Annotated in this window: 18 protein-coding genes and 1 tRNA gene; 9 read left to right on the forward strand and 10 right to left on the reverse strand. The window is 72.6% G+C overall.

Translation table 11 applies throughout. The features are described 5' to 3' along the window. Positions 1–308: 308 nt before the first annotated feature. The 6 genes from GXP74_RS42395 to GXP74_RS38615 all read left to right on the forward strand — a co-directional run bounded on the left by GXP74_RS42395 (position 309) and on the right by GXP74_RS38615 (position 3,713). The gene (locus tag GXP74_RS42395) at positions 309–668 is read left to right on the forward strand and encodes a 2Fe-2S iron-sulfur cluster-binding protein (RefSeq protein ID WP_370468585.1); all 360 of its coding nucleotides are present in this window, start codon (positions 309–311) and stop codon (positions 666–668) included. Positions 669–696: 28 nt separating this feature from the next. Next, positions 697–1,485, forward strand: a complete 789-nt coding sequence (locus GXP74_RS38595) for a TetR/AcrR family transcriptional regulator (RefSeq protein ID WP_182455836.1) — start codon at positions 697–699, stop codon at positions 1,483–1,485. 173 nt (positions 1,486–1,658) lie between these two features. After that, the gene (locus GXP74_RS38600) at positions 1,659–2,405 is read left to right on the forward strand and encodes a CrcB family protein (protein WP_182455837.1); all 747 of its coding nucleotides are present in this window, start codon (positions 1,659–1,661) and stop codon (positions 2,403–2,405) included. Further along, positions 2,405–2,767: a fluoride efflux transporter CrcB gene (crcB, locus tag GXP74_RS38605; RefSeq protein ID WP_182455838.1), complete on the forward strand. Its 363-nt coding sequence runs from the start codon at positions 2,405–2,407 to the stop codon at positions 2,765–2,767. Before GXP74_RS38600 ends, crcB begins: the two co-directional genes overlap by 1 nt. 54 nt (positions 2,768–2,821) lie before the next feature. Continuing rightward, positions 2,822–3,532, forward strand: a complete 711-nt coding sequence (locus tag GXP74_RS38610) for a VIT family protein (protein ID WP_182456931.1) — start codon at positions 2,822–2,824, stop codon at positions 3,530–3,532. A gap of 107 nt (positions 3,533–3,639) precedes the next feature. Beyond that, positions 3,640–3,713 (forward strand) — tRNA-Asp (locus tag GXP74_RS38615). A gap of 370 nt (positions 3,714–4,083) precedes the next feature. On the opposite strand, the gene bldC is transcribed toward GXP74_RS38615, so the two are convergent. Both bldC and GXP74_RS38625 read right to left on the reverse strand, forming a co-directional pair. Next, positions 4,084–4,290: a developmental transcriptional regulator BldC gene (gene bldC, locus GXP74_RS38620; RefSeq protein ID WP_034089242.1), complete on the reverse strand. Its 207-nt coding sequence runs from the start codon at positions 4,288–4,290 to the stop codon at positions 4,084–4,086. Positions 4,291–4,888: 598 nt separating this feature from the next. Next, a complete protein-coding gene (locus GXP74_RS38625; protein WP_182455839.1) occupies positions 4,889–5,839 on the reverse strand; it encodes a hypothetical protein in 951 nt (316 codons plus the stop codon). A 245-nt stretch (positions 5,840–6,084) separates the two neighbouring features. Between GXP74_RS38625 and GXP74_RS38630 the strand changes: the two genes are divergently transcribed. Together GXP74_RS38630 and GXP74_RS38635 are read left to right on the forward strand one after the other, a co-directional pair. Then, on the forward strand, positions 6,085–7,203 hold the full coding sequence (locus tag GXP74_RS38630) for a Glu/Leu/Phe/Val dehydrogenase dimerization domain-containing protein (protein ID WP_370468586.1): 1,119 nt from the start codon (positions 6,085–6,087) through the stop codon (positions 7,201–7,203). A gap of 347 nt (positions 7,204–7,550) precedes the next feature. After that, positions 7,551–7,802 carry a DUF3073 domain-containing protein gene (locus tag GXP74_RS38635; RefSeq protein ID WP_182455841.1) on the forward strand — a complete coding sequence of 84 codons (252 nt, stop codon included), beginning with the start codon at positions 7,551–7,553 and terminating at the stop codon, positions 7,800–7,802. A 182-nt stretch (positions 7,803–7,984) separates the two neighbouring features. On the opposite strand, the gene purM is transcribed toward GXP74_RS38635, so the two are convergent. The 4 genes from purM to GXP74_RS38655 all read right to left on the reverse strand — a co-directional run bounded on the left by purM (position 7,985) and on the right by GXP74_RS38655 (position 12,408). After that, a complete protein-coding gene (purM, locus tag GXP74_RS38640) occupies positions 7,985–9,076 on the reverse strand; it encodes a phosphoribosylformylglycinamidine cyclo-ligase (protein WP_182455842.1) in 1,092 nt (363 codons plus the stop codon). Between the two features lie 100 nt (positions 9,077–9,176). Next, complete coding sequence (purF, locus tag GXP74_RS38645; protein WP_182455843.1) at positions 9,177–10,775, reverse strand: amidophosphoribosyltransferase; 1,599 nt, start codon at positions 10,773–10,775, stop codon at positions 9,177–9,179. A gap of 100 nt (positions 10,776–10,875) precedes the next feature. After that, positions 10,876–11,751, reverse strand: a complete 876-nt coding sequence (locus tag GXP74_RS38650; RefSeq protein WP_182455844.1) for a sterol carrier family protein — start codon at positions 11,749–11,751, stop codon at positions 10,876–10,878. Between the two features lie 30 nt (positions 11,752–11,781). Further along, positions 11,782–12,408 (reverse strand): transglutaminase family protein, encoded by a 627-nt coding sequence (locus tag GXP74_RS38655; RefSeq protein ID WP_182455845.1) that lies wholly within the window; start codon positions 12,406–12,408, stop codon positions 11,782–11,784. Positions 12,409–12,528: 120 nt separating this feature from the next. Between GXP74_RS38655 and GXP74_RS38660 the strand changes: the two genes are divergently transcribed. Further along, positions 12,529–13,299 (forward strand): SDR family oxidoreductase, encoded by a 771-nt coding sequence (locus GXP74_RS38660; RefSeq protein ID WP_182455846.1) that lies wholly within the window; start codon positions 12,529–12,531, stop codon positions 13,297–13,299. 32 nt (positions 13,300–13,331) lie between these two features. Here GXP74_RS38660 and GXP74_RS38665 read toward each other — a convergent pair whose 3' ends face one another. The 4 genes from GXP74_RS38665 to purS form a co-directional block, all read right to left on the reverse strand. After that, positions 13,332–14,219: an RNA polymerase sigma-70 factor gene (locus GXP74_RS38665; RefSeq protein WP_182455847.1), complete on the reverse strand. Its 888-nt coding sequence runs from the start codon at positions 14,217–14,219 to the stop codon at positions 13,332–13,334. 86 nt (positions 14,220–14,305) lie between these two features. After that, a complete protein-coding gene (gene purL / locus GXP74_RS38670) occupies positions 14,306–16,561 on the reverse strand; it encodes a phosphoribosylformylglycinamidine synthase subunit PurL (RefSeq protein WP_182455848.1) in 2,256 nt (751 codons plus the stop codon). After that, positions 16,561–17,238: a phosphoribosylformylglycinamidine synthase subunit PurQ gene (gene purQ, locus GXP74_RS38675; protein ID WP_182455849.1), complete on the reverse strand. Its 678-nt coding sequence runs from the start codon at positions 17,236–17,238 to the stop codon at positions 16,561–16,563. The genes purL and purQ overlap by 1 nt, the downstream gene beginning before the upstream one ends. Next, positions 17,235–17,483, reverse strand: a complete 249-nt coding sequence (purS, locus tag GXP74_RS38680; protein ID WP_182455850.1) for a phosphoribosylformylglycinamidine synthase subunit PurS — start codon at positions 17,481–17,483, stop codon at positions 17,235–17,237. Before purS ends, purQ begins: the two co-directional genes overlap by 4 nt. Positions 17,484–17,834 lie beyond the last annotated feature (351 nt).

Genomic DNA, 17,834 nt, shown 5'->3' on the forward strand with positions numbered 1-17,834 from the left:
CGCTGCGCCCCGCCACCGGGAGCACCGACGAGAGCAGTGCTCACTTCTTCGTGGCCGGGGGCATCGGGATCACCCCGATCCTGCCCAAGGTCCGCGAGATCGCCGCTCTCGGCGGCGACTGGCAGCTGCTCTACGTCGGCCGCTCTCGTTCCAGCATGCCGTTCCTCGACGAGATCACCGCTCTCGATCCGGAGCAGCGCCACGTCCGCGTGGTCACCACCGACACCGAGGGCCTGCCCGACCTGGCCGCCGCCCTGACCGCCGCCCCCGAGGCCGCCGCCGTCCACGTCTGCGGCCCGGAGCCGCTGATGGACGCCCTGGTGGCGGTGCTCGCCGAGCGGCGCCCGGGGACCGAGGCGCGGCTGGAGCGGTTCCACCCGGCGGAGAGCGCCGCCGGGGCCGAGGCGGCCGAGCTGGAGCTGGAACTCGCCCGCAGCGGGATCTCGTTGACCGTCCCGGCCGACCGCAGCGTGCTGCGCGCGGTCCGCGACCGGCTGCCGGACACCCCCTACTCCTGCGAACAGGGCTTCTGCGGCACCTGCCGGACCAAGGTGCTGTCCGGCACCCCGGACCACCGCGACGAGCTGCTCACCGAGCGGGAGCGGGCCGACTCCATGCTGATCTGCGTCTCCCGCGGTGGTGGCGGCAAGCTGGTGCTTGACCTCTGAACGCCAGGCAGCGCCTACCCTGTTGGTCATGAGCGCATCATCCAGCCCCCGGCCGCCCCGGCGTCGGCTCGGGGTCGAGCAGCGGCGTGAGCAACTGATCGCCGTCGCCCTGGAGTTCTTCGCCAAGCAGGCCCCCGAGGAGGTGTCGATCGACGAGATCGCCGCCGCGGCGGGGGCCTCGCGGCCCCTGGTGTACCACTACTTCCCCGGCAAGCAGGGCCTGTACGAGGAGGCCATACGCCGCGCCGGGGAGCAGCTGGCGGCGCTGTTCGAGGAGCCGCGCGAGGGGCCGCTGTCCGAGCGGCTGCACCGGGTGATGGGCCGTTACCTGGGCTTCGTGGAGTCCCACGGCCCGGGCTTCTCCGCGCTGCTGCGCGGCGGCTCGGCCTCGTCGACCCCGGACACCGGCGCGGTCATCGACCGGGTCAGGCAGGCGGCGATGGACCAGGTCATCGCCCACCTGGAGCTGCCCGGGCCGAGCGTCCGGGTGCGGCTGGCGGTGCGCGCCTGGATCGCCAACGCGGAGACCACCGCCATCGCCTGGCTCGCGGACCAGGACGGCCTCCAGCCCCGGCCCGACCGGCTGACCCGGCAGGAGCTGCAACTGCGGCTGGTGCAGGAGTTCGTGGTGATGCTGCTGGTCAGCCTCTCCTACGAGCCGGAACTGCTGCCCGCGTTCCGGTCCTTCTTCGCCCAGGAGCGGCCGGAGGGACCGACCGGCCTGCTGGTGCGGCGGCTCACCGGCCTCCTGGCCGACCCGGCCCTGGCCGCCGAAGCCCTGCGCCTGGCCACCCCGGACCCAGCTCCCGGCGCCTGACCCGGCTGGCACCCCGGCGCCGCGAGGGCGGCCCGGGGGGCGGGGCGGGGTTTGGCTATCCTGTGGGGCGACGGCGGAGGGGCTCGCCGACAACCGCGACCGGATCCCGGTCGCCAACGGTCCCTACCTGGCGGTCGCCCATCCGGCGGCCCTGGCACTCAGGTAGGAGAGACATGCCCCGAACCCCCAAGGCCGGTCCCGGCGGTGTCCGCCGCGTCCGCCGTCACCGTTTCCCGACCCCGCAGTCGGCCGTCCCCGGCGGACGCACCCACCCTGGAGCGCTGATGCCCCCCAGCACCCCCGCAGATCCCGCAGATCCCACGGATCCCGCGGACCCCGCAGCACCCGCAGCCCCCGCGGGCCCCGGCGACCCGGCGGGCCCCGCGCCGCGGCTCGCGGAGAACCTGCCGGTCGACCCGGACCTGCGCGAGGAGCCGCCGCGCGGGCGGCCCCGCGAGTGGGACGTGGTCGCGGTGATCGCCCTCGGCGGCGGCCTCGGCAGCGTCGCCCGCTACGGCATCGCCCGGGCCTGGCCCACCCCCGTCGACGGTTTCCCCTGGGCCACCTTCGTCACCAACATCGCGGGCAGCCTCGCCCTGGGCCTGCTGATGGTCTACGTGATCGAGGTCTGGCCGCCCGGGCGCTACCGCCGCCCGTTCCTCGGGGTGGGCATCATCGGCGGGTTCACCACCTTCTCGACCTACATGTCCGAGACCCGCGGCCTGCTGGCCACCCACCACTTCGCCCGGGCCGACGCCTACGCGCTGACCAGCCTGCTGGTCGGGCTGGCTGCCGTGTGGACCGGGATCGCGCTGGCCCGGGTCGCCGTCCACAAGCCGGTCCGGCGCGGCCCGAAGCTGCGCAGCGAGGCCGGGCGCACCGCCACCGTGCCCGACTCCCAGAAGGCAGGATCCCGCTGATGCCCGTGCTCATGGTCTTCCTCGGCGGCATGCTCGGCGCGCCGGTCCGCTACCTGGCCGACCGGGCGGTGCAGACCCGGCACCGGAGCGTGTTCCCGCTGGGCACGCTGCTGATCAACGTCTCCGGGGCGTTCATCCTGGGCGCGGTCGGCGCCGCCACCGCGCACCAGCACCTGCCCGCGAACGTCAGCCTGCTGCTCGGCACCGGCTTCTGCGGCGGCCTGACCACCTTCTCCACCTTCTCCTTCGAGACCATGCGGCTGCTGGAGGACGGCTCGCTGGCCGAGGCCGGGCTGAACGTGGTCGGCAGCCTGCTGCTGGGCCTCGCCGCCGCCTTCGCCGGGTACGCGCTGCTGAGTTGACCGGCCGGGTCCCGCCCGCCGGGGTCGTCCGAATGCGAGACTCGCGCTGTGACGATTGACGAGTCGAGCCACGACGAGCCGCACCAGGACACCCTGGGCGGGCGGTTGAACTGGCTGCGGGCCGCCGTCCTCGGCGCCAACGACGGGGTGGTCTCCACCGCCGGTCTGGTCGTCGGCGTGGCCGGGGCGAACGCGTCCGCCGACACGCTGCTGACCGCCGGTCTGGCCGGGCTGCTCGCCGGTTCGCTGTCGATGGCGGCCGGCGAGTACGTCTCGGTCAGCACCCAGCGGGACTCCGAGCGGGCCGCACTCGACCAGGAGCGCCGCGAGCTGGCCCGGACGCCGGAGGCGGAGCTGGAGGAGCTGGCCGGGCTGTACCGGCAGAAGGGGCTCTCCGCGGAGCTGGCCGACGAGGTCGCGGTGCAGCTGACCCGTCACGACGCCCTGGCCGCGCACGCGGAGACCGAGTTGGGCATCGACCCGGAGGGGCTGGCCAACCCGTGGCACGCCGCCTGGGCCAGCTTCCTCTCGTTCACCGTGGGCGCGCTGCTGCCGCTGCTGGCGATCGTGCTGCCGCCGAAGGGGGTGCGGCTGCCGGTCACCGTGGCGGCGGTGCTGGCGGCGCTGGTCCTGTGCGGCTGGGGCAGCGCCCGGATGGGCCGGGCCCCGGTGCCGCCCGCGGTGCTGCGCAACGTCCTGGGCGGGGCGATCGCCATGGCCGTCACCTACGGGGTCGGCGCGCTGCTGGGGGCGTCCGGCGTCTGATCCGGTGGCGCCGCCGCAGCGGCACGGCGCTCACCTGCGGCGGGTTCGACCTCGGCCCCCGGAATGGAGTACAGTTCCGTTGTCGCGAAGAAAACCGCGGCGTGCAAGGCCTCGTGGAGCAGTTGGTTAGCTCGCCACCCTGTCAAGGTGGAGGTCGCGGGTTCAAGTCCCGTCGAGGTCGCCTGAGCAGAGCCCGGATCCGGTTGGATCCGGGCTCTTCGCTATATCGGCAGCTGACGAGTACACGACCAGGGCCTGATCACACATGTGACCGGTGTCACTTATATGATCGCCATCCACATCGGCCCTCGCCCACCCCGCTGAACCGGCTAATTTAATATATACAATTGCACACTCATTCAAGCCGCTCCCGACCCCCGCGGAGCGGACCGTTCCGAACCGGGAAAACGAAACCGCACCGAACCCGGCGGAGTTCGGTGCGGCTTCACGCTTGTCAAGATCCTCCATTTACCGCGTGCCGAACGGTCATCCCCCACGTGGGGACAGCCGACGCAATAGCAGGAGGTGTGTTTCCCTGTGTCTGCTCAGCCTCAGACTTCACCACGCTGCTGCGGGATACCCGCAAGCAGCGCGCGAACCTCGGCCTCGCGGTAACGACGATGCCCACCGAGCGTACGGATCGACGTGAGCTTGCCGGCCTTGGCCCAGCGAGTGACCGTCTTCGGGTCAACGCGGAACATGGTGGCAACCTCCGCCGGCGTCAGCAGCGGTTCGGCATCAGGGGTGCGAGCGGTCATGAGCGGCCTCCTCGGGAGAACCGAACCAACGCGGTTCTTTCCTTCAAATTCTGCACCTTGGACCGGGATGCCCGAAATGGCGCACGCCGACCAAGTCGGTAATAGGACGAACGGCTTGTCCTCGGCACTACAACTACACCATCCGTCCAGCCCCATCGGCCAAACCGTCGGAATTGACCCCTCCGGGTCCAAGCTCGACGGATGGCGATGGACCATGCCATAACGGACAGTCACTTCAGCGTGACGATCGGTCATGGCATGAACCAGACCCCCCCGCTCCCCCGCGAAGACGTTCATCCCCCGCAGACAGTTCCGAAGCGACCCGCAACAGTCCACAGTGAGGCTGGTTGTCCTATTTTGGCACGCTCGGAGTACTTCGCGTCAACGGTGAGTCACGTCACGTTCGCGGGGTATTGACCCGAAGCGCACGTTTGGTCCCATGTGGGTGGGGGATAAGGGGCGCCGTGGCACATGAGGGAAGGATGCCACGCGTGTCCGACAGCTCCCGTGTTCGACCATGGCGCAATCCGTCGTGGCGGAACCCCGCCACGCGCCCACCCCGCCTGCTCCGTGAACGATGCCCCCAGGTCAGCGGGGCTCAGTTCGCGTACTGGAGTTCCTGAATCCGCCGCCAGCGGTCGGTGATCGCCCGGTAGGAGCTGGCCGCCTGGGCGGCGTCGCCCTCCCGCAGCGCGGCCACCCCGGCCGCGACCTCCAGCGCCGTGTGGTCGTCCGCCAGCGAGGCCTCGGCCACCGCGTGCACCAGCCCGCCGTAGTCCAGCTCCACCAGCGAGCGCGGGTGGAACTCCTCCAGCCAGCGGCCGACCTCCTCGACCGCCTCGACCAGCGGTCCTTCGTCCAGGTTCTCCCGCAGCACCCGGAAGCCCCGGGCGAACCGGCGCCGGGCGTGCGACATGGGCGTGCGGTAGCGCAGCACCGGCGCGGACGGGGGGCGCGCGCCGTCAGCGTCCTCCGGCACCACCGGCTCCCCCTCAGGGCCCGCCGCCGGCTCCGGACCCGCCGCCGGGCCCGCCTCCGGCCGCCGGGCCGGGACGTACTCCCGCTCGCCGTCCTCGAACAGCAGGAACCAGGAGACCGGGACGTTCCAGGTACTGGTCAGGATCCACGGCCGGCCGTCCGGGTGCTGCGCCCGCCAGCGGTCCCAGTCCGCCTCCGCCTGGGCCCTGACCACCGGCGGCACCACCGCGTCCAGCAGCGCCGCCGGGAGGGCCTCCCGGAGCTCGCCCAGGGCGATCCAGCTGCGCAGCCGGGTCCACCAGGGGCAGAGGTAGAGCACGCCGTCCAGCTCGTGCACGAAGGCGTCCCGGCTCTCCCGCTCCGGCACTGCCATCGGCGGCACCGCGATCAGGTCGGCCAGCCGCCGACGGCCCTCGTCCAGGGCCGTACGCCGCTCCCCGTCGGGGTCGCGGCGCTGCTCGGCGTAGTCCTGCCAGTACGACCGCTCCGGCTCCGGAAAGGCCGTCAGCGGCTCGTACACGCGCAAGTACGCGGCGTAGGGAGGCCGCACCGAGGTCCGCAATGTAGGCACGCCCGCATCGTCGCACGACGGCGTGGCCCCGTGGCCCGGAAGCCCGGGCTCCGCCCGCGCGCCCGCGCGAGTTCGTGGTCCGGCCCCACACCGGGCCCGGGGGATCTACGCTGCTGCCAAGCCCCGTCCGCGCTCCACGACGAGCACCGGGCCGGGGTCGCGCCCCGCACCACACCCGCGCGGGCGCAGCCCGACAACGACATGGAGTCACCACCGTGACCGACGTCCAGAACCGCTCCGGGGTACTGCACCGGATCTTCGCCTCCGACTCAGCGGCGGCCCCCGGCGACAGCCACGAGCAGGTCGTCCTCTGCCACGACCGCGACAGCGGCCTGAAGGCCGTCATCGCCATCCATTCCACCGCGCTGGGCCCCGCCCTCGGCGGCACCCGCTTCCACCCGTACGCCTCCGAGGAGGAGGCCGTGCAGGACGCGCTGAACCTGGCCCGCGGCATGTCCTACAAGAACGCGCTGGCCGGTCTCGACCTCGGCGGCGGCAAGGCCGTGATCATCGGCGACCCGGCCCACGCGACCGAGGGCGGCGCCAAGAGCGAGGCGCTGCTGCGGGCCTACGGCCGCTTCGTGCAGTCCCTGGGCGGTCGCTACATCACCGCCTGCGACGTCGGCACCTACGTGGCCGACATGGACGTGGTCGCCCGCGAGTGCGACTTCGTGACCGGCCGCTCGCCCGAGTACGGCGGCGCCGGGGACTCCTCGGTGCTGACCGCCTTCGGGGTGTTCCAGGCGATGCGGGCCTGCGCCCGGCACCGCTGGGGCGCGCCCACCCTGGCCGGGCGCCGGGTCGGCGTCGCCGGGGTCGGCAAGGTCGGCCACCACCTGGTGGGCCACCTGGTCGAGGACGGCGCGCAGGTGGTCGTCACCGACGTCCGGGCGGACGCGGTGGCCCGGGTGCGGGCGGCGCACCCGGGGGTGGAGGTGGTGGCCGACGCCGGGGCGCTGGTCCGCGCGAATCTGGACGTCTACGCCCCCTGTGCGCTCGGTGGCGCCCTCGACGACGACACGGTGGCGGCGCTGACCGCCACCGTGGTCTGCGGGGCCGCCAACAACCAGCTGGCGCATCCGGGCGTGGAGAAGGACCTGGCCGACCGGGGCGTGCTGTACGCGCCGGACTACCTGGTGAACGCCGGCGGCGTGATCCAGGTCGCGGACGAGATCGGCGGGTTCGTCTTCGAGCGGGCCAAGGCGAAGGCGGCGCGGATCTACGACACCACGCTGGAGATCTTCGCCCGGGCCCAGGCCGACGGCGTGCCCCCGGCGGTCGCGGCGGACCGCTTGGCCGAGCGGCGGATGGCCGACATCGGGCGGCTCCGCTCGATCCACCTCCCCGGCGGACGCCGGGGCTGAGGGCCGGAGTCCCGGCGGTCCGCGACAGGAACGCCGTTCTCACCTGATGCCCCCGAACGGGGGATACCAACTGCCCGTACGGGGGATAATCTTCCCGGAGCGGTCCCACCAACCGCCCCGGGAAGTGTCCGGCGAAACCCGCCCGCTACCCTTGTGACCTGCACCAACATGGTCACGACGCGGGGTGGCGTGCGCAACGTCGCACGGGCGGCGTACCGTACGGCGCTGTAAGCAGGTACCGTTATTGCTCAAAGGACCGACCCTCTCACTTCGCGAGGGGTCGTTTCTCATCATGAACGCGTATCAAGACTCGGGGCCATGAGCCCCGTCGTTGAGGGGGTCGAGCCATGGGGCGCGGCCGGGCCAAGGCCAAGCAGACAAAGGTCGCCCGCCAGCTGAAGTACGGCGACGTGGGTTTCGACCCGTCACGTCTGGCCAACGAGCTGGGCGCATCGCCTTCGAACGAGTCGGTTAATCCGGAGCCGTTCGAAGACGACGACGAGGACGATGATCCGTATGCGTCGTATGCGCAGCTGTACAACGGCGATGAGGACGACGACGAGGACGAGGCTGCGGGCTCGTACCGCAAACACGCCTGACCTCGTCGCGTCAGTCGAACAGCCGATCCGGTGACCACCGGGTCGGCCATTCGGCTTACCCGTACGCCGCTCACCCGGGCACGGTGGTCGGCAGGCCGACCGCCGGGCCCGGCGGCGCGGCCTGACGGCCCTGACGGGCCGGTGCGGGGGCAGCCGGGCCCCCGCACCGTTCCGGACCGCGCTCAGGCCTCGTAGCTGCCGTAGAGCGCCGCTCCGCCGTTGTCCCACTCGCCGCCGCGGTCGACGATGTCGCCGAGCAGCCAGGCCTCGACGTCCCGGTCGGCCAGCACCGCGAGCACCGTGTCCACGGACTCCGGCGGGACCACGGCCACCATGCCGACACCCATGTTCAGGGTCTTCTCGATCTCCAGCGTGTCCATCCGGCCGACCTCGGCCACCGTGCGGAAGACCGGCAGCGGGTTCCAGGTGCCCCGGTCGAGCCGGGCGTGCAGCCCGTCCGGGATCACCCGGGCCAGGTTCGCCGCCAGGCCGCCGCCGGTGACGTGCGAGAAGGCGTGGATCTCGGTGGAGCGGGCCAGCGCCAGGCAGTCCAGCGAGTAGATCCTGGTGGGCTCCAGCAGCTCCTCGCCGAGGGTCCGGCCGAACTCCTCCACCTGCCGGTCCAGCTTCCAGCCCGCCTCGTTCAGCAGCACGTGCCGGACCAGCGAGTAGCCGTTGGAGTGCAGCCCGGAGGCGGCCATCGCGATGACCACGTCCCCGGCCCGAACCCGGTGCGCGCCGAGCAGGTCGTCCGCCTCGACCACGCCGGTGCCGGCGCCCGCGACGTCGTACTCGTCCGGGCCGAGCAGCCCGGGGTGCTCCGCGGTCTCGCCGCCGACCAGGGCGCACCCGGCCAGCACGCAGCCCTCGGCGATGCCCTTGACGATCTGCGCGACCCGCTCCGGGTGGACCTTGCCGACGCAGATGTAGTCGGTCATGAACAGCGGCTCGGCGCCGCAGACGACCAGGTCGTCGACGACCATGCCGACCAGGTCGTGGCCGATGGTGTCGTGCTTGTCCAGGGCCGCCGCCAGGGCGACCTTGGTGCCGACCCCGTCGGTCGCCGAGGCCAGCAGCGGACGCTGGTAGCGCTTCAGGGCACTGGCGTCGAACAGCCCGGCGAATCCGCCGATGCCGCCGACCACCTCGGGCCTGGTGGCCTTGCCGACCCACTGCTTCATCAGCTGGACGGCGAGGTCCCCGGCCTCGATGGAGACGCCGGCGGCGGCGTAGGTCGCGCCGCCGTTCGTGCCGGTGGTGGTCTGGTCGCTCACAGGAACGGCCCTTTCGGGTCGGGGGTGGTCGTACGGGCTCGAACGAACGGATCCGCGGTCGCTCGGGAACGGGCGAACCGAGGACGAGCGGATCGAACGGTTACGGGCGGCGCAGCGCGTCGGCCGCGCCGATGCCGCCGAGCATGGACTGCACGCCGTCGGCGTCCGAACGGCCGCCGACGGGGTTGCGACCGGGTGCGTGCCGTACCGCCGGGGGCTGCCCGGCGGAGGCGATCTCGGCCTCCAGCAGGTGCTTGCCCAGCAGTTCCGGGTCCGGCAGCTCCATCGGGTACTCGCCGGTGAAGCAGGCGGTGCAGAGCCGGTCCCGGGGCTGGCTGGTGGCCTCGACCATGCCGTCGGTGGAGATGAAGGCCAGCGAGTCCGCGCCCAGCGACTGGCCGATCTCCTCGACCGACAGGCCGTTGGCGATCAGCTCGGCCCGGGTGGCGAAGTCGATGCCGAAGAAGCAGGGCCACTTGATCGGCGGCGAGGAGATCCGGATGTGCACCTCGGCCGCGCCGGCCTCGCGCAGCATCCGGACCAGGGCCCGCTGGGTGTTGCCGCGCACGATCGAGTCGTCCACGACCACCAGCCGCTTGCCGCGGATGACGTCCTTCAGCGGGTTCAGCTTCAGCCGGATGCCGAGCTGCCGGATGGTCTGGTTCGGCTGGATGAAGGTCCGCCCGACGTAGGCGTTCTTCACCAGGCCGGAGCCGTAGGGGATGCCGCTGGCCTCGGCGTAGCCGATGGCGGCCGGGGTACCGGACTCCGGAGTCGCTATCACCAGGTCGGCCTCGGCCGGGGCCTCCTTGGCCAGCCTGCGGCCCATCTCCACCCGGGACAGGTGGACGTTGCGCCCGGCGATGGTGGTGTCCGGGCGGGCCAGGTAGACGTACTCGAAGACGCAGCCCTTGGGCTTGGCCTCGGCGAAGCGGGAGGTCCGCAGGCCGTTCTCGTCCACCGCGATCAGCTCGCCGGGCTCGACCTCGCGGATGAAGGACGCGCCGACGATGTCCAGCGCGGCGGTCTCCGAGGCGACCACCCAGCCGCGCTCCAGACGGCCCAGCACCAGCGGGCGGATGCCCTGCGGGTCACGGGCGGCGTAGAGGGTCTGCTCGTCCATGAAGACCAGCGAGAAGGCACCCTTGACCAGCGGCAGGATCTGCCGGGCGGTCTCCTCGATGGAGAGGTCGGGGTGGCCCGCGAGCAGCGCGGTGACCAGGTCGGTGTCGTTGGTGACGGCCGACCGGCCGGAACGCGAGGTGTGCTGCTCGCCGGGGAGGTCGGCGACCATCCGCGCCAGTTCGGCGGTGTTGACCAGGTTGCCGTTGTGGCCGAGCGCCAGCGAACCGTGGGCGGTCGCCCGGAAGGTCGGCTGGGCGTTCTCCCACACGGAGGAGCCGGTGGTGGAGTAGCGGGCGTGGCCGACGGCGATATGGCCGAGCAGCGAGCCCAGGGAAGCTTCGTCGAAGACCTGCGAAACCAGACCCATGTCCTTGTAGACGAGGATCTGCGAGCCGTTGCTCACTGCGATACCGGCGGACTCCTGTCCGCGGTGCTGCAGGGCGTACAGCCCGAAATAGGTGAGTTTGGCGACCTCTTCACCGGGGGCCCAGACCCCGAAGACGCCGCAGGCGTCCTGGGGCCCCTTCTCGCCGGGAAGGAGGTCATGGCTGAGTCGTCCGTCACCGCGTGGCACGGTACCGAGTCTAGGGCAGTCCGGGAGCGACCGCCGAACGGGGGACAACCGCAGGTCACCGCCCGCCTCCCGGACACGCGTAGAACGCATCCGAACGGACTCAGCCCATCACCGGGAGTAGCGCCGAAAGATCGCTCCGCTCGCCGCCCGCCGTGAGTTGCGCCACGTTTCCCTCGGCGCCGGTGATCCGGGCCCAGCTGGTGCGGCCGGTGGCCAGCCGGATCCACGGCAGCGGGGCGGTCTCCACCACGTTCGGCGGCGTCCCCCGGGTGTGCCGGGGGCCCGCCACGCACTGGACCACGGCGAACGGCGGGATCCGCAGCTCCACCGCGCCGCCCGGGGCCTGGACCGCGAGCGCGTCCGCGAGCAGCCGCACCACCGCCGCCAGCGCCCGCCGGTCGTGCGGGAAGGCGTCCGCCGGGGGGCAGCGCCCCGGGTCGGCCCCGGCCAGCGCGGCGGCCAGGTCGTCGGCGTGCACCACGGTCTCCACCAGCCGGGTGACCAGGTAGTCGGTGAGCAGCATCGCGCCGAACCGGGTCGGCAGCCGCAGCTGCGGCGGGTACTCGTCGGCGAGCAGCGCCAGCGCCCGCTCGACGGCGGCGTCCAGCGCGGCGGCGACCTCCGCCGGGCCGCCGCCGTACTCCCGCGCACCGCGCTGCCGGGCCCGGTCGGCGATGGCCGGGGCGGCGGTGCGGGTCGCGGCGACCCAGTCGGTGAGCGTCAGCGGCGCGGCGTCGCCGGTCGACAACCCGAGGTTGTCGGTGATCGCGTCGAAGGCGCTGCCCAGGTGCGCGACCAGGTCCCGCACCGTCCAGTCGCCGAGCCGGGTGGGCGCGGCCAGCAGCGCCTCGGCGTCGGCCCGGTCGCCCAGCGCGTGCACCAGCGTGCGCACCGCCCCCGCCTGCGCGGCGAGCGCGGCACGGCTGGTGGCGGGATCGTAGCTGCGGACACGGACCCGGCGGGCGGCTGGCGGCATGCGGACGAGCTTAGACGGCGCCCGGGGCGCTCACAGCACGTCGGGCAGGTGGTCGGGCAGATGGTCGGGCAGGTGGTCGGGCAGGTAGTCGAAGCCGGGCACCCCGGGCCGGGCCAGGGCCAGCGCGGCCAGCAGCCCGGGCGGCGGCGCGGCGTGGATCAGCGGGTAGTCCCGCTCGTCGGCGGCCGGGTCGGCGGTGAACGCCAGCCGCTCCGCGTCCAGTGAGAACCCGGCGTCGATGCCGGGGCGGTTGCCGCGGGCGTCCAGCCGCGACCAGCGGCCGTCCAGCCGGACCGCGATCAGCGCGTGCAGGACGAAGCGGCCGGGCGCGCCGTCGCCGAGCCGCTGGTAGCAGAGTCCGGCCGGGATCCGCCGGGCCCGCAGCAGCGCCGCCAGCAGGTGCGACTTGCCGTGGCAGACGGCGTCGCCGTGGGCCAGCACCTCGGACGCGGCGCTGGCGGCGCTCCACCGGTCGACGTCGCGGGAGTGCCCGACCGTGTCCCGGACCAGCAGGTACGCCGCCCGGGCGACGGCGGTCGGGTCGCCGCCGGGCAGCCCCTCGGCCGCCGCGCGGACCAGCGGATGCCCGTGGTCGATCACCGCGTCGGCCGCCAGGTAGTCCGCGATCCGGTCGGAGGCCGGGGCGATGGCAGTCATGCCGGGCATCCTGCCAGCCGTTGCTGGGCCCGGCGACGGATTTTCGGTTGCCCGGAACCGGACCGCGCCGCACCATGGCCCCGGCGGAGCGACCGCCCGCGGGCACGTCCGGGGGGACCGATGACGGAACAGCAGGCACGACCGCTGGCACTGGTGACCGGGGCCGGGCGGGAGCGCGGGATCGCCTTCGCGGTGGCCCTGAAGCTCGCCGGGACCGGCTGGGACGTGGCCTTCAGCCACTGGTCCGGCTACGACGCCCGGATGCCCTGGGGCGTCGACCGGGACGCCCCCGCGCTGCTCGGCGCCGGGCTGGCGGAGCGCGGCGCCCGGACGCTCGCGGTGGAGGCCGACCTGGCCGACCCGGACGCCCCGGCCCGGCTGTTCGACACCGTGGAGCGGGAGCTCGGCCAGGTGACCGCGCTGGTGATGCTGCACTGCGAGTCGGTGGACTCGGGGCTGCTGGACACCGCCCCGGAGAGCTTCGACCGGCACTTCGACGTCAACGCCCGGTCGAGCTGGCTGCTGCTGCGCGAGTACGCCCGGCGCTTCACCGCGCCGCCGGAGGCCGCGGCGGGCCGGGTGATCGCCTTCACCAGCGACCACACCGCCGGGAACCTGCCGTACGGCGCGAGCAAGGGCGCGCTGGACCGGATCGTGCTGGCGGCGGCCGAGGAGCTGGCTGGGCGCGGGATCACCGCCAACGTGATCAACCCGGGCCCGGTGGACACCGGCTGGATGTCGCCGGAGCTGGTCGCCGAGCTGGTCGCGGCCACCCCGCTGGGGCGCCTGGGCACCCCGGCCGACTGCGCCAACCTGGTCGGCTTCCTCTGCTCGCCGGAGGGCGGCTGGATCAACCGGCAGCTGCTGCACAGCAACGGCGGCCTGGCCTGACCGGACAGCAGGCCGACCGGACACCGGCCTGGTCAGGTACCGGGCACCCGGACCAGCCGCAGCTTGTCGGGGTTGCGGACCAGCAGCAGCCCGCTGATCCCGTGCTCGTCCAGCTCCGCGCAGATCACGGTGTCGGGCACCCCGGCCGAGGTGACCAGCAGTCCGGGATCGCCGTTGACGTCCACCAGGTGCAGGCCCAGGTCCGGGAGCGGCCGGCGGGTGAGGATGCCGAAGATCCAGCGGGTGACCTTGTCCGAGCCGAGGATCGGCCGCAGCGCGGCCTGGATCTTGCCGCCGCCGTCGCTCCACAGGGTGACCCCGGGCGCCAGCAGCTCCATCATCCGGTTCAGGTCGCCGCCCACGCAGGCCGCCAGGAACTCCTCGGTGGCCTGTCGGCGGACCCGCGCCGGGGCCTGGTAGCGGGGGCGGCGGGCACGCACCGCCGAGCGCGCCCGGTGCCCGGTCTGCCGCACCGCCGCCTCGCCGCGGTCCACCATCTCGGCGATCTCGGCGTAGCGGAAGCCGAACACCTCGTTCAGCACGAAGACCGCCCGCTCCAGTGGCGACAGCGACTCCAGCACCACCAGCATCGCCAGCGAGACCGCCTCCGCCCGCTCCGCCCCGCCGTCGGCGTCGTCCGCCCCGGGCGCGGTCACCAGCGGCTCCGGCAGCCACGGGCCGACGTAGGCCTCGCGCCGGACGGCGGCCGAGCCGAGCCGGTTCAGCGACAGGTTGGTGACCGTGCGGGCCAGGTAGGCGCGCGGCTGGGCCACCGCGGCGGTGTCCACCCGGCTCCAGCTGAGCCAGGCGTCCTGCAGGATGTCCTCGGCGTCGGTGGCGCTGCCCAGCATCCGGTAGGCGATGCCGAACAGCACCGGCCGGTGCTGCTGGAAGAGTGCGAGCGCGGCGTCGTCGGTCACGCCCGCGAAGGTACCGCACGGCACTGCCCCCGGACCGGAGCCAGCGGTCGCGGGGGCAGTGCCAGGGTGTTCCCGGGTGTTCCGGCTCAGCCGATCAGGGCCTCGATGACGCCGGTGTGGGCGTCCCGCAGCTCCGCCAGCGACAGCGTGAACTGGCCCTGGAGGTCCACCGCGTCGCCGTCCACCACACCGATGCGGGTGGCCGGGAGGCCCCGGACACCGCACATCTCGGTGAACCGCAGCTCCTCGCTGCGCGGCACGGAGACCACCGCGCGCCCGGCCGACTCGGAGAACAGGAAGGTGAACGGGTCGAGACCGTCCGGGACGACCAGCCGGGCGCCCTTGCCGCCGCGCAGGCAGCTCTCCGCCAGCGCCTGGACCAGGCCGCCGTCGGAGAGGTCGTGCGCCGCGTCGACCATGCCGTCGCGGGAGCCCGCGATCAGCACCTCGGCCAGCAGCCGCTCGCGCTCCAGGTCCAGCTTCGGCGGCAGCCCGCCGAGGTGGTCGTGGGCGACCTGGGTCCAGGCCGAGCCGCCGAACTCGTCGGCGGTGTCGCCCAGCAGGTAGACCAGCTGGCCCTCCTCGGCGAAGCCGATCGGGGTGCGCCGGTTGACGTCGTCGATCACGCCGAGCACGGCGACCACCGGCGTCGGGTGGATCGCCACGGTCCCGGTCTGGTTGTACAGCGAGACGTTGCCGCCGGTCACCGGGGTGCCCAGGATCTGGCAGGCGTCCGCCAGGCCGCGGGTGGCCTCGGCGAACTGCCACATCACGTCCGGGTCCTCGGGGGAGCCGAAGTTCAGGCAGTCGGAGACGGCCAGCGGCTTGGCACCGGTCGCGGCGACGTTGCGGTACGCCTCGGCCAGGGCCAGCTGCGCGCCGCGGTACGGGTCGAGCTTGGCGTAGCGGCCGTTGCCGTCGGTGGCGATGGCCACGCCGAGGTTGGTCTGCTCGTCGATGCGGATCATCCCGGAGTCCTCCGGGGTGGACAGCACCGTGTTGCCGAGCACGTAGCGGTCGTACTGGCTGGTGATCCAGGACTTGTCGGCCTGGTTCGGGGAGCCGACCAGCGCCAGCACGGCGGCCCGCAGCTCCTCGCCGTTGGCCGGGCGCTTCAGCCGCTCGGCGGTGGGGACGTCGGCCTGCAGCGCGTCCTGCCAGGACGGGCGGGCGAACGGGCGGTTCAGCACCGGGCCGTCGTGGGCGACGGTGCGCGGCAGCACGTCCACGATCTGCTCGCCGTGCCAGAAGATCTCCAGCCGCTCGCCGTCGGTGACCTCACCGATGACGGTGGCGATCACGTCCCACTTCTCGCAGATCTCCAGGAAGCGGTCGACCTTCTCCGGCTCGACGATCGCGCACATGCGCTCCTGCGACTCGCTCATGAGGATCTCCTCGGGCGAGAGCGTGTTGTCGCGCAGCGGCACGTTGTCCAGCTCGACCCGCATGCCGCCGGAGCCGCCGGAGGCCAGCTCGCTGGTGGCGCAGGACAGACCGGCCGCGCCGAAGTCCTGGATGCCGGAGACCAGCTTCTCCCGGAACAGCTCCAGGGTGCACTCGATCAGCAGCTTCTCCTGGAACGGGTCGCCGACCTGGACCGCGGGGCGCTTCGACGGCTTGGTGCCGTCGAAGGTCTCCGAGGCCAGGATGGACGCCCCGCCGATGCCGTCGCCGCCGGTCCTGGCCCCGTACAGGATGACCTTGTTGCCGGGGCCCGAGGCCTGCGCGAGGTGGATGTCCTCGTGCCGCATCACGCCCACGCAGAGCGCGTTGACCAGCGGGTTTCCCTGGTAGCAGGCGTCGAAGACGACCTCGCCGCCGATGTTCGGCAGGCCCAGGCAGTTGCCGTAGCCGCCGATGCCCGCGACGATCCCGGGCAGCACCCGGCGGGTGTCCGGGTGCTCCGGCGCGCCGAAGCGCAGCGGGTCCATCACCGCGACCGGGCGCGCGCCCATGGCCAGGATGTCGCGGACGATGCCGCCGATCCCGGTGGCCGCGCCCTGGTAGGGCTCGACGTACGAGGGGTGGTTGTGCGACTCGATCTTGAAGGTGACCGCGTAGCCCTGGCCGACGTCGACCACCCCGGCGTTCTCGCCGATGCCGACCAGCATGGCGTCGTTGGCCGGGGCCTTCTCGCCGAACTGCTTCAGGTGGACCTTGCTGGACTTGTACGAGCAGTGCTCGGACCACATCACCGAGTACATGGCCAGCTCGGCGCCGGTGGGGCGACGGCCCAGGATCTCGCGGATCCGGGCGTACTCGTCGGCCTTGAGGCCCAGCGCCGCCCAGGGCTGCTCGGCCTCCGGGGTCTCGGTCGCGTGCTTGACGGTGTCGAGGGTCATCAGGCGCTCACCAGCTGCTTCAGGATCGAGGCGAAGAAGCCGAGGCCCTCGGTGCCGGGCCCGGTCAGCGGCTCGATGGCGTGCTCGGGGTGCGGCATCAGACCGACGACGTTGCCCGCCGCGTTGCTGATGCCCGCGATGTCGCGGTACGAGCCGTTCGGGTTGACGTCCAGGTAGCGGGCGACCACGCGGCCCTCCGCCTCCAGCTGGTCCAGGGTGCGCTCGTCGGCGACGAAGCGGCCCTCGCCGTTCTTCAGCGGCACGGTGATCTCCGCGTTCGGAACGTAGGCGCTGGTCCAGGCGGTGTCGGTGTTCTCGATCCGCAGCCGCTGGTCGCGGCAGACGAAGTGCAGGCTGTCGTTGCGGGTCAGCGCGCCCGGCAGCAGGTGCGACTCGCAGAGCACCTGGAAGCCGTTGCAGATGCCGAGGACCGGCAGCCCGGACTTCGCCTGCTCGATGACGGTGTCCATCACCGGCGAGAACCGGGAGATGGCGCCGCAGCGCAGGTAGTCGCCGTAGGAGAAGCCGCCGGGCAGGACCACGGCGTCGACCTGGTGCAGGTCCTTGTCGCGGTGCCACAGCGCGACCGGCTCGGCGCCGGCCAGGCGGACCGCGCGCTGCGCGTCGCGGTCGTCGAGGGAGCCGGGGAAGGTGACGACGCCGATGCGAGCGGTCACTTCTCCTCCACCCTCACGGTGAAGTCCTCGATCACGGTGTTGGCGAGGAAGGTCTCGGCGGCCTCACGGATACGGGCGAGGGCGGCCTCGTCGACCGGCCCCTCCAGTTCCAGTTCGAAGCGCTTGCCCTGGCGGACATCGGCGATCCCGGAGAAGCCCAGGCGCGGCAGCGCGCGCTGCACCGCCTGTCCCTGGGGGTCGAGGATCTCCGGCTTGAGCATGACGTCGACAACGACGCGTGCCACGGGTACTCCCGGTGGTATCTGGTGCGGGGGGACCTCCAGCGTACCGGGGGTCGGGAGGGTGTTTGGATTCTCGTCCATGGCGACGCGCGTAGAACAGGTCACTTATGCGGACGATCACACAAAACCGCCACCGGGCCCAGGGGTTGGAATGAGTGGCGGCCAACGTCCGGAAATTACCTCATTCGCCGCATTCAGCCGAAGGCTTCCACAGCCGGGCACATCCTCCGGAAGATCGCATTACCAGCCGCCTACTGCGCCTGTCCATAGGTTTCGGCGGTGTATCGGCGAGGTATCGAACCGACACGGAATATCAAGAAGAAAAAGCTGCCTCATCGATTTTCTGGCAGTTTA

This window comes from Streptacidiphilus sp. P02-A3a (assembly GCF_014084105.1).
Lineage (GTDB): Bacteria > Actinomycetota > Actinomycetes > Streptomycetales > Streptomycetaceae > Streptacidiphilus.

Bases quoted from the DNA above. Each gene is read 5' to 3' on its own strand.
- GXP74_RS42395 (WP_370468585.1), top strand. From the start codon at position 309: ATGGACGCCCTGGTGGCGGTGCTCGCCGAGCGGCGCCCGGGGACCGAG.
- GXP74_RS38595 (WP_182455836.1), top strand. From the start codon at position 697: ATGAGCGCATCATCCAGCCCCCGGCCGCCCCGGCGTCGGCTCGGGGTC.
- GXP74_RS38600 (WP_182455837.1), top strand. From the start codon at position 1,659: ATGCCCCGAACCCCCAAGGCCGGTCCCGGCGGTGTCCGCCGCGTCCGC.
- crcB (WP_182455838.1), top strand. From the start codon at position 2,405: ATGCCCGTGCTCATGGTCTTCCTCGGCGGCATGCTCGGCGCGCCGGTC.
- bldC (WP_034089242.1), bottom strand. From the start codon at position 4,290: ATGACCGCTCGCACCCCTGATGCCGAACCGCTGCTGACGCCGGCGGAG.
- GXP74_RS38635 (WP_182455841.1), top strand. From the start codon at position 7,551: ATGGGGCGCGGCCGGGCCAAGGCCAAGCAGACAAAGGTCGCCCGCCAG.
- GXP74_RS38650 (WP_182455844.1), bottom strand. From the start codon at position 11,751: ATGCCGCCAGCCGCCCGCCGGGTCCGTGTCCGCAGCTACGATCCCGCC.
- GXP74_RS38655 (WP_182455845.1), bottom strand. From the start codon at position 12,408: ATGACTGCCATCGCCCCGGCCTCCGACCGGATCGCGGACTACCTGGCG.
- GXP74_RS38660 (WP_182455846.1), top strand. From the start codon at position 12,529: ATGACGGAACAGCAGGCACGACCGCTGGCACTGGTGACCGGGGCCGGG.
- purL (WP_182455848.1), bottom strand. From the start codon at position 16,561: ATGACCCTCGACACCGTCAAGCACGCGACCGAGACCCCGGAGGCCGAG.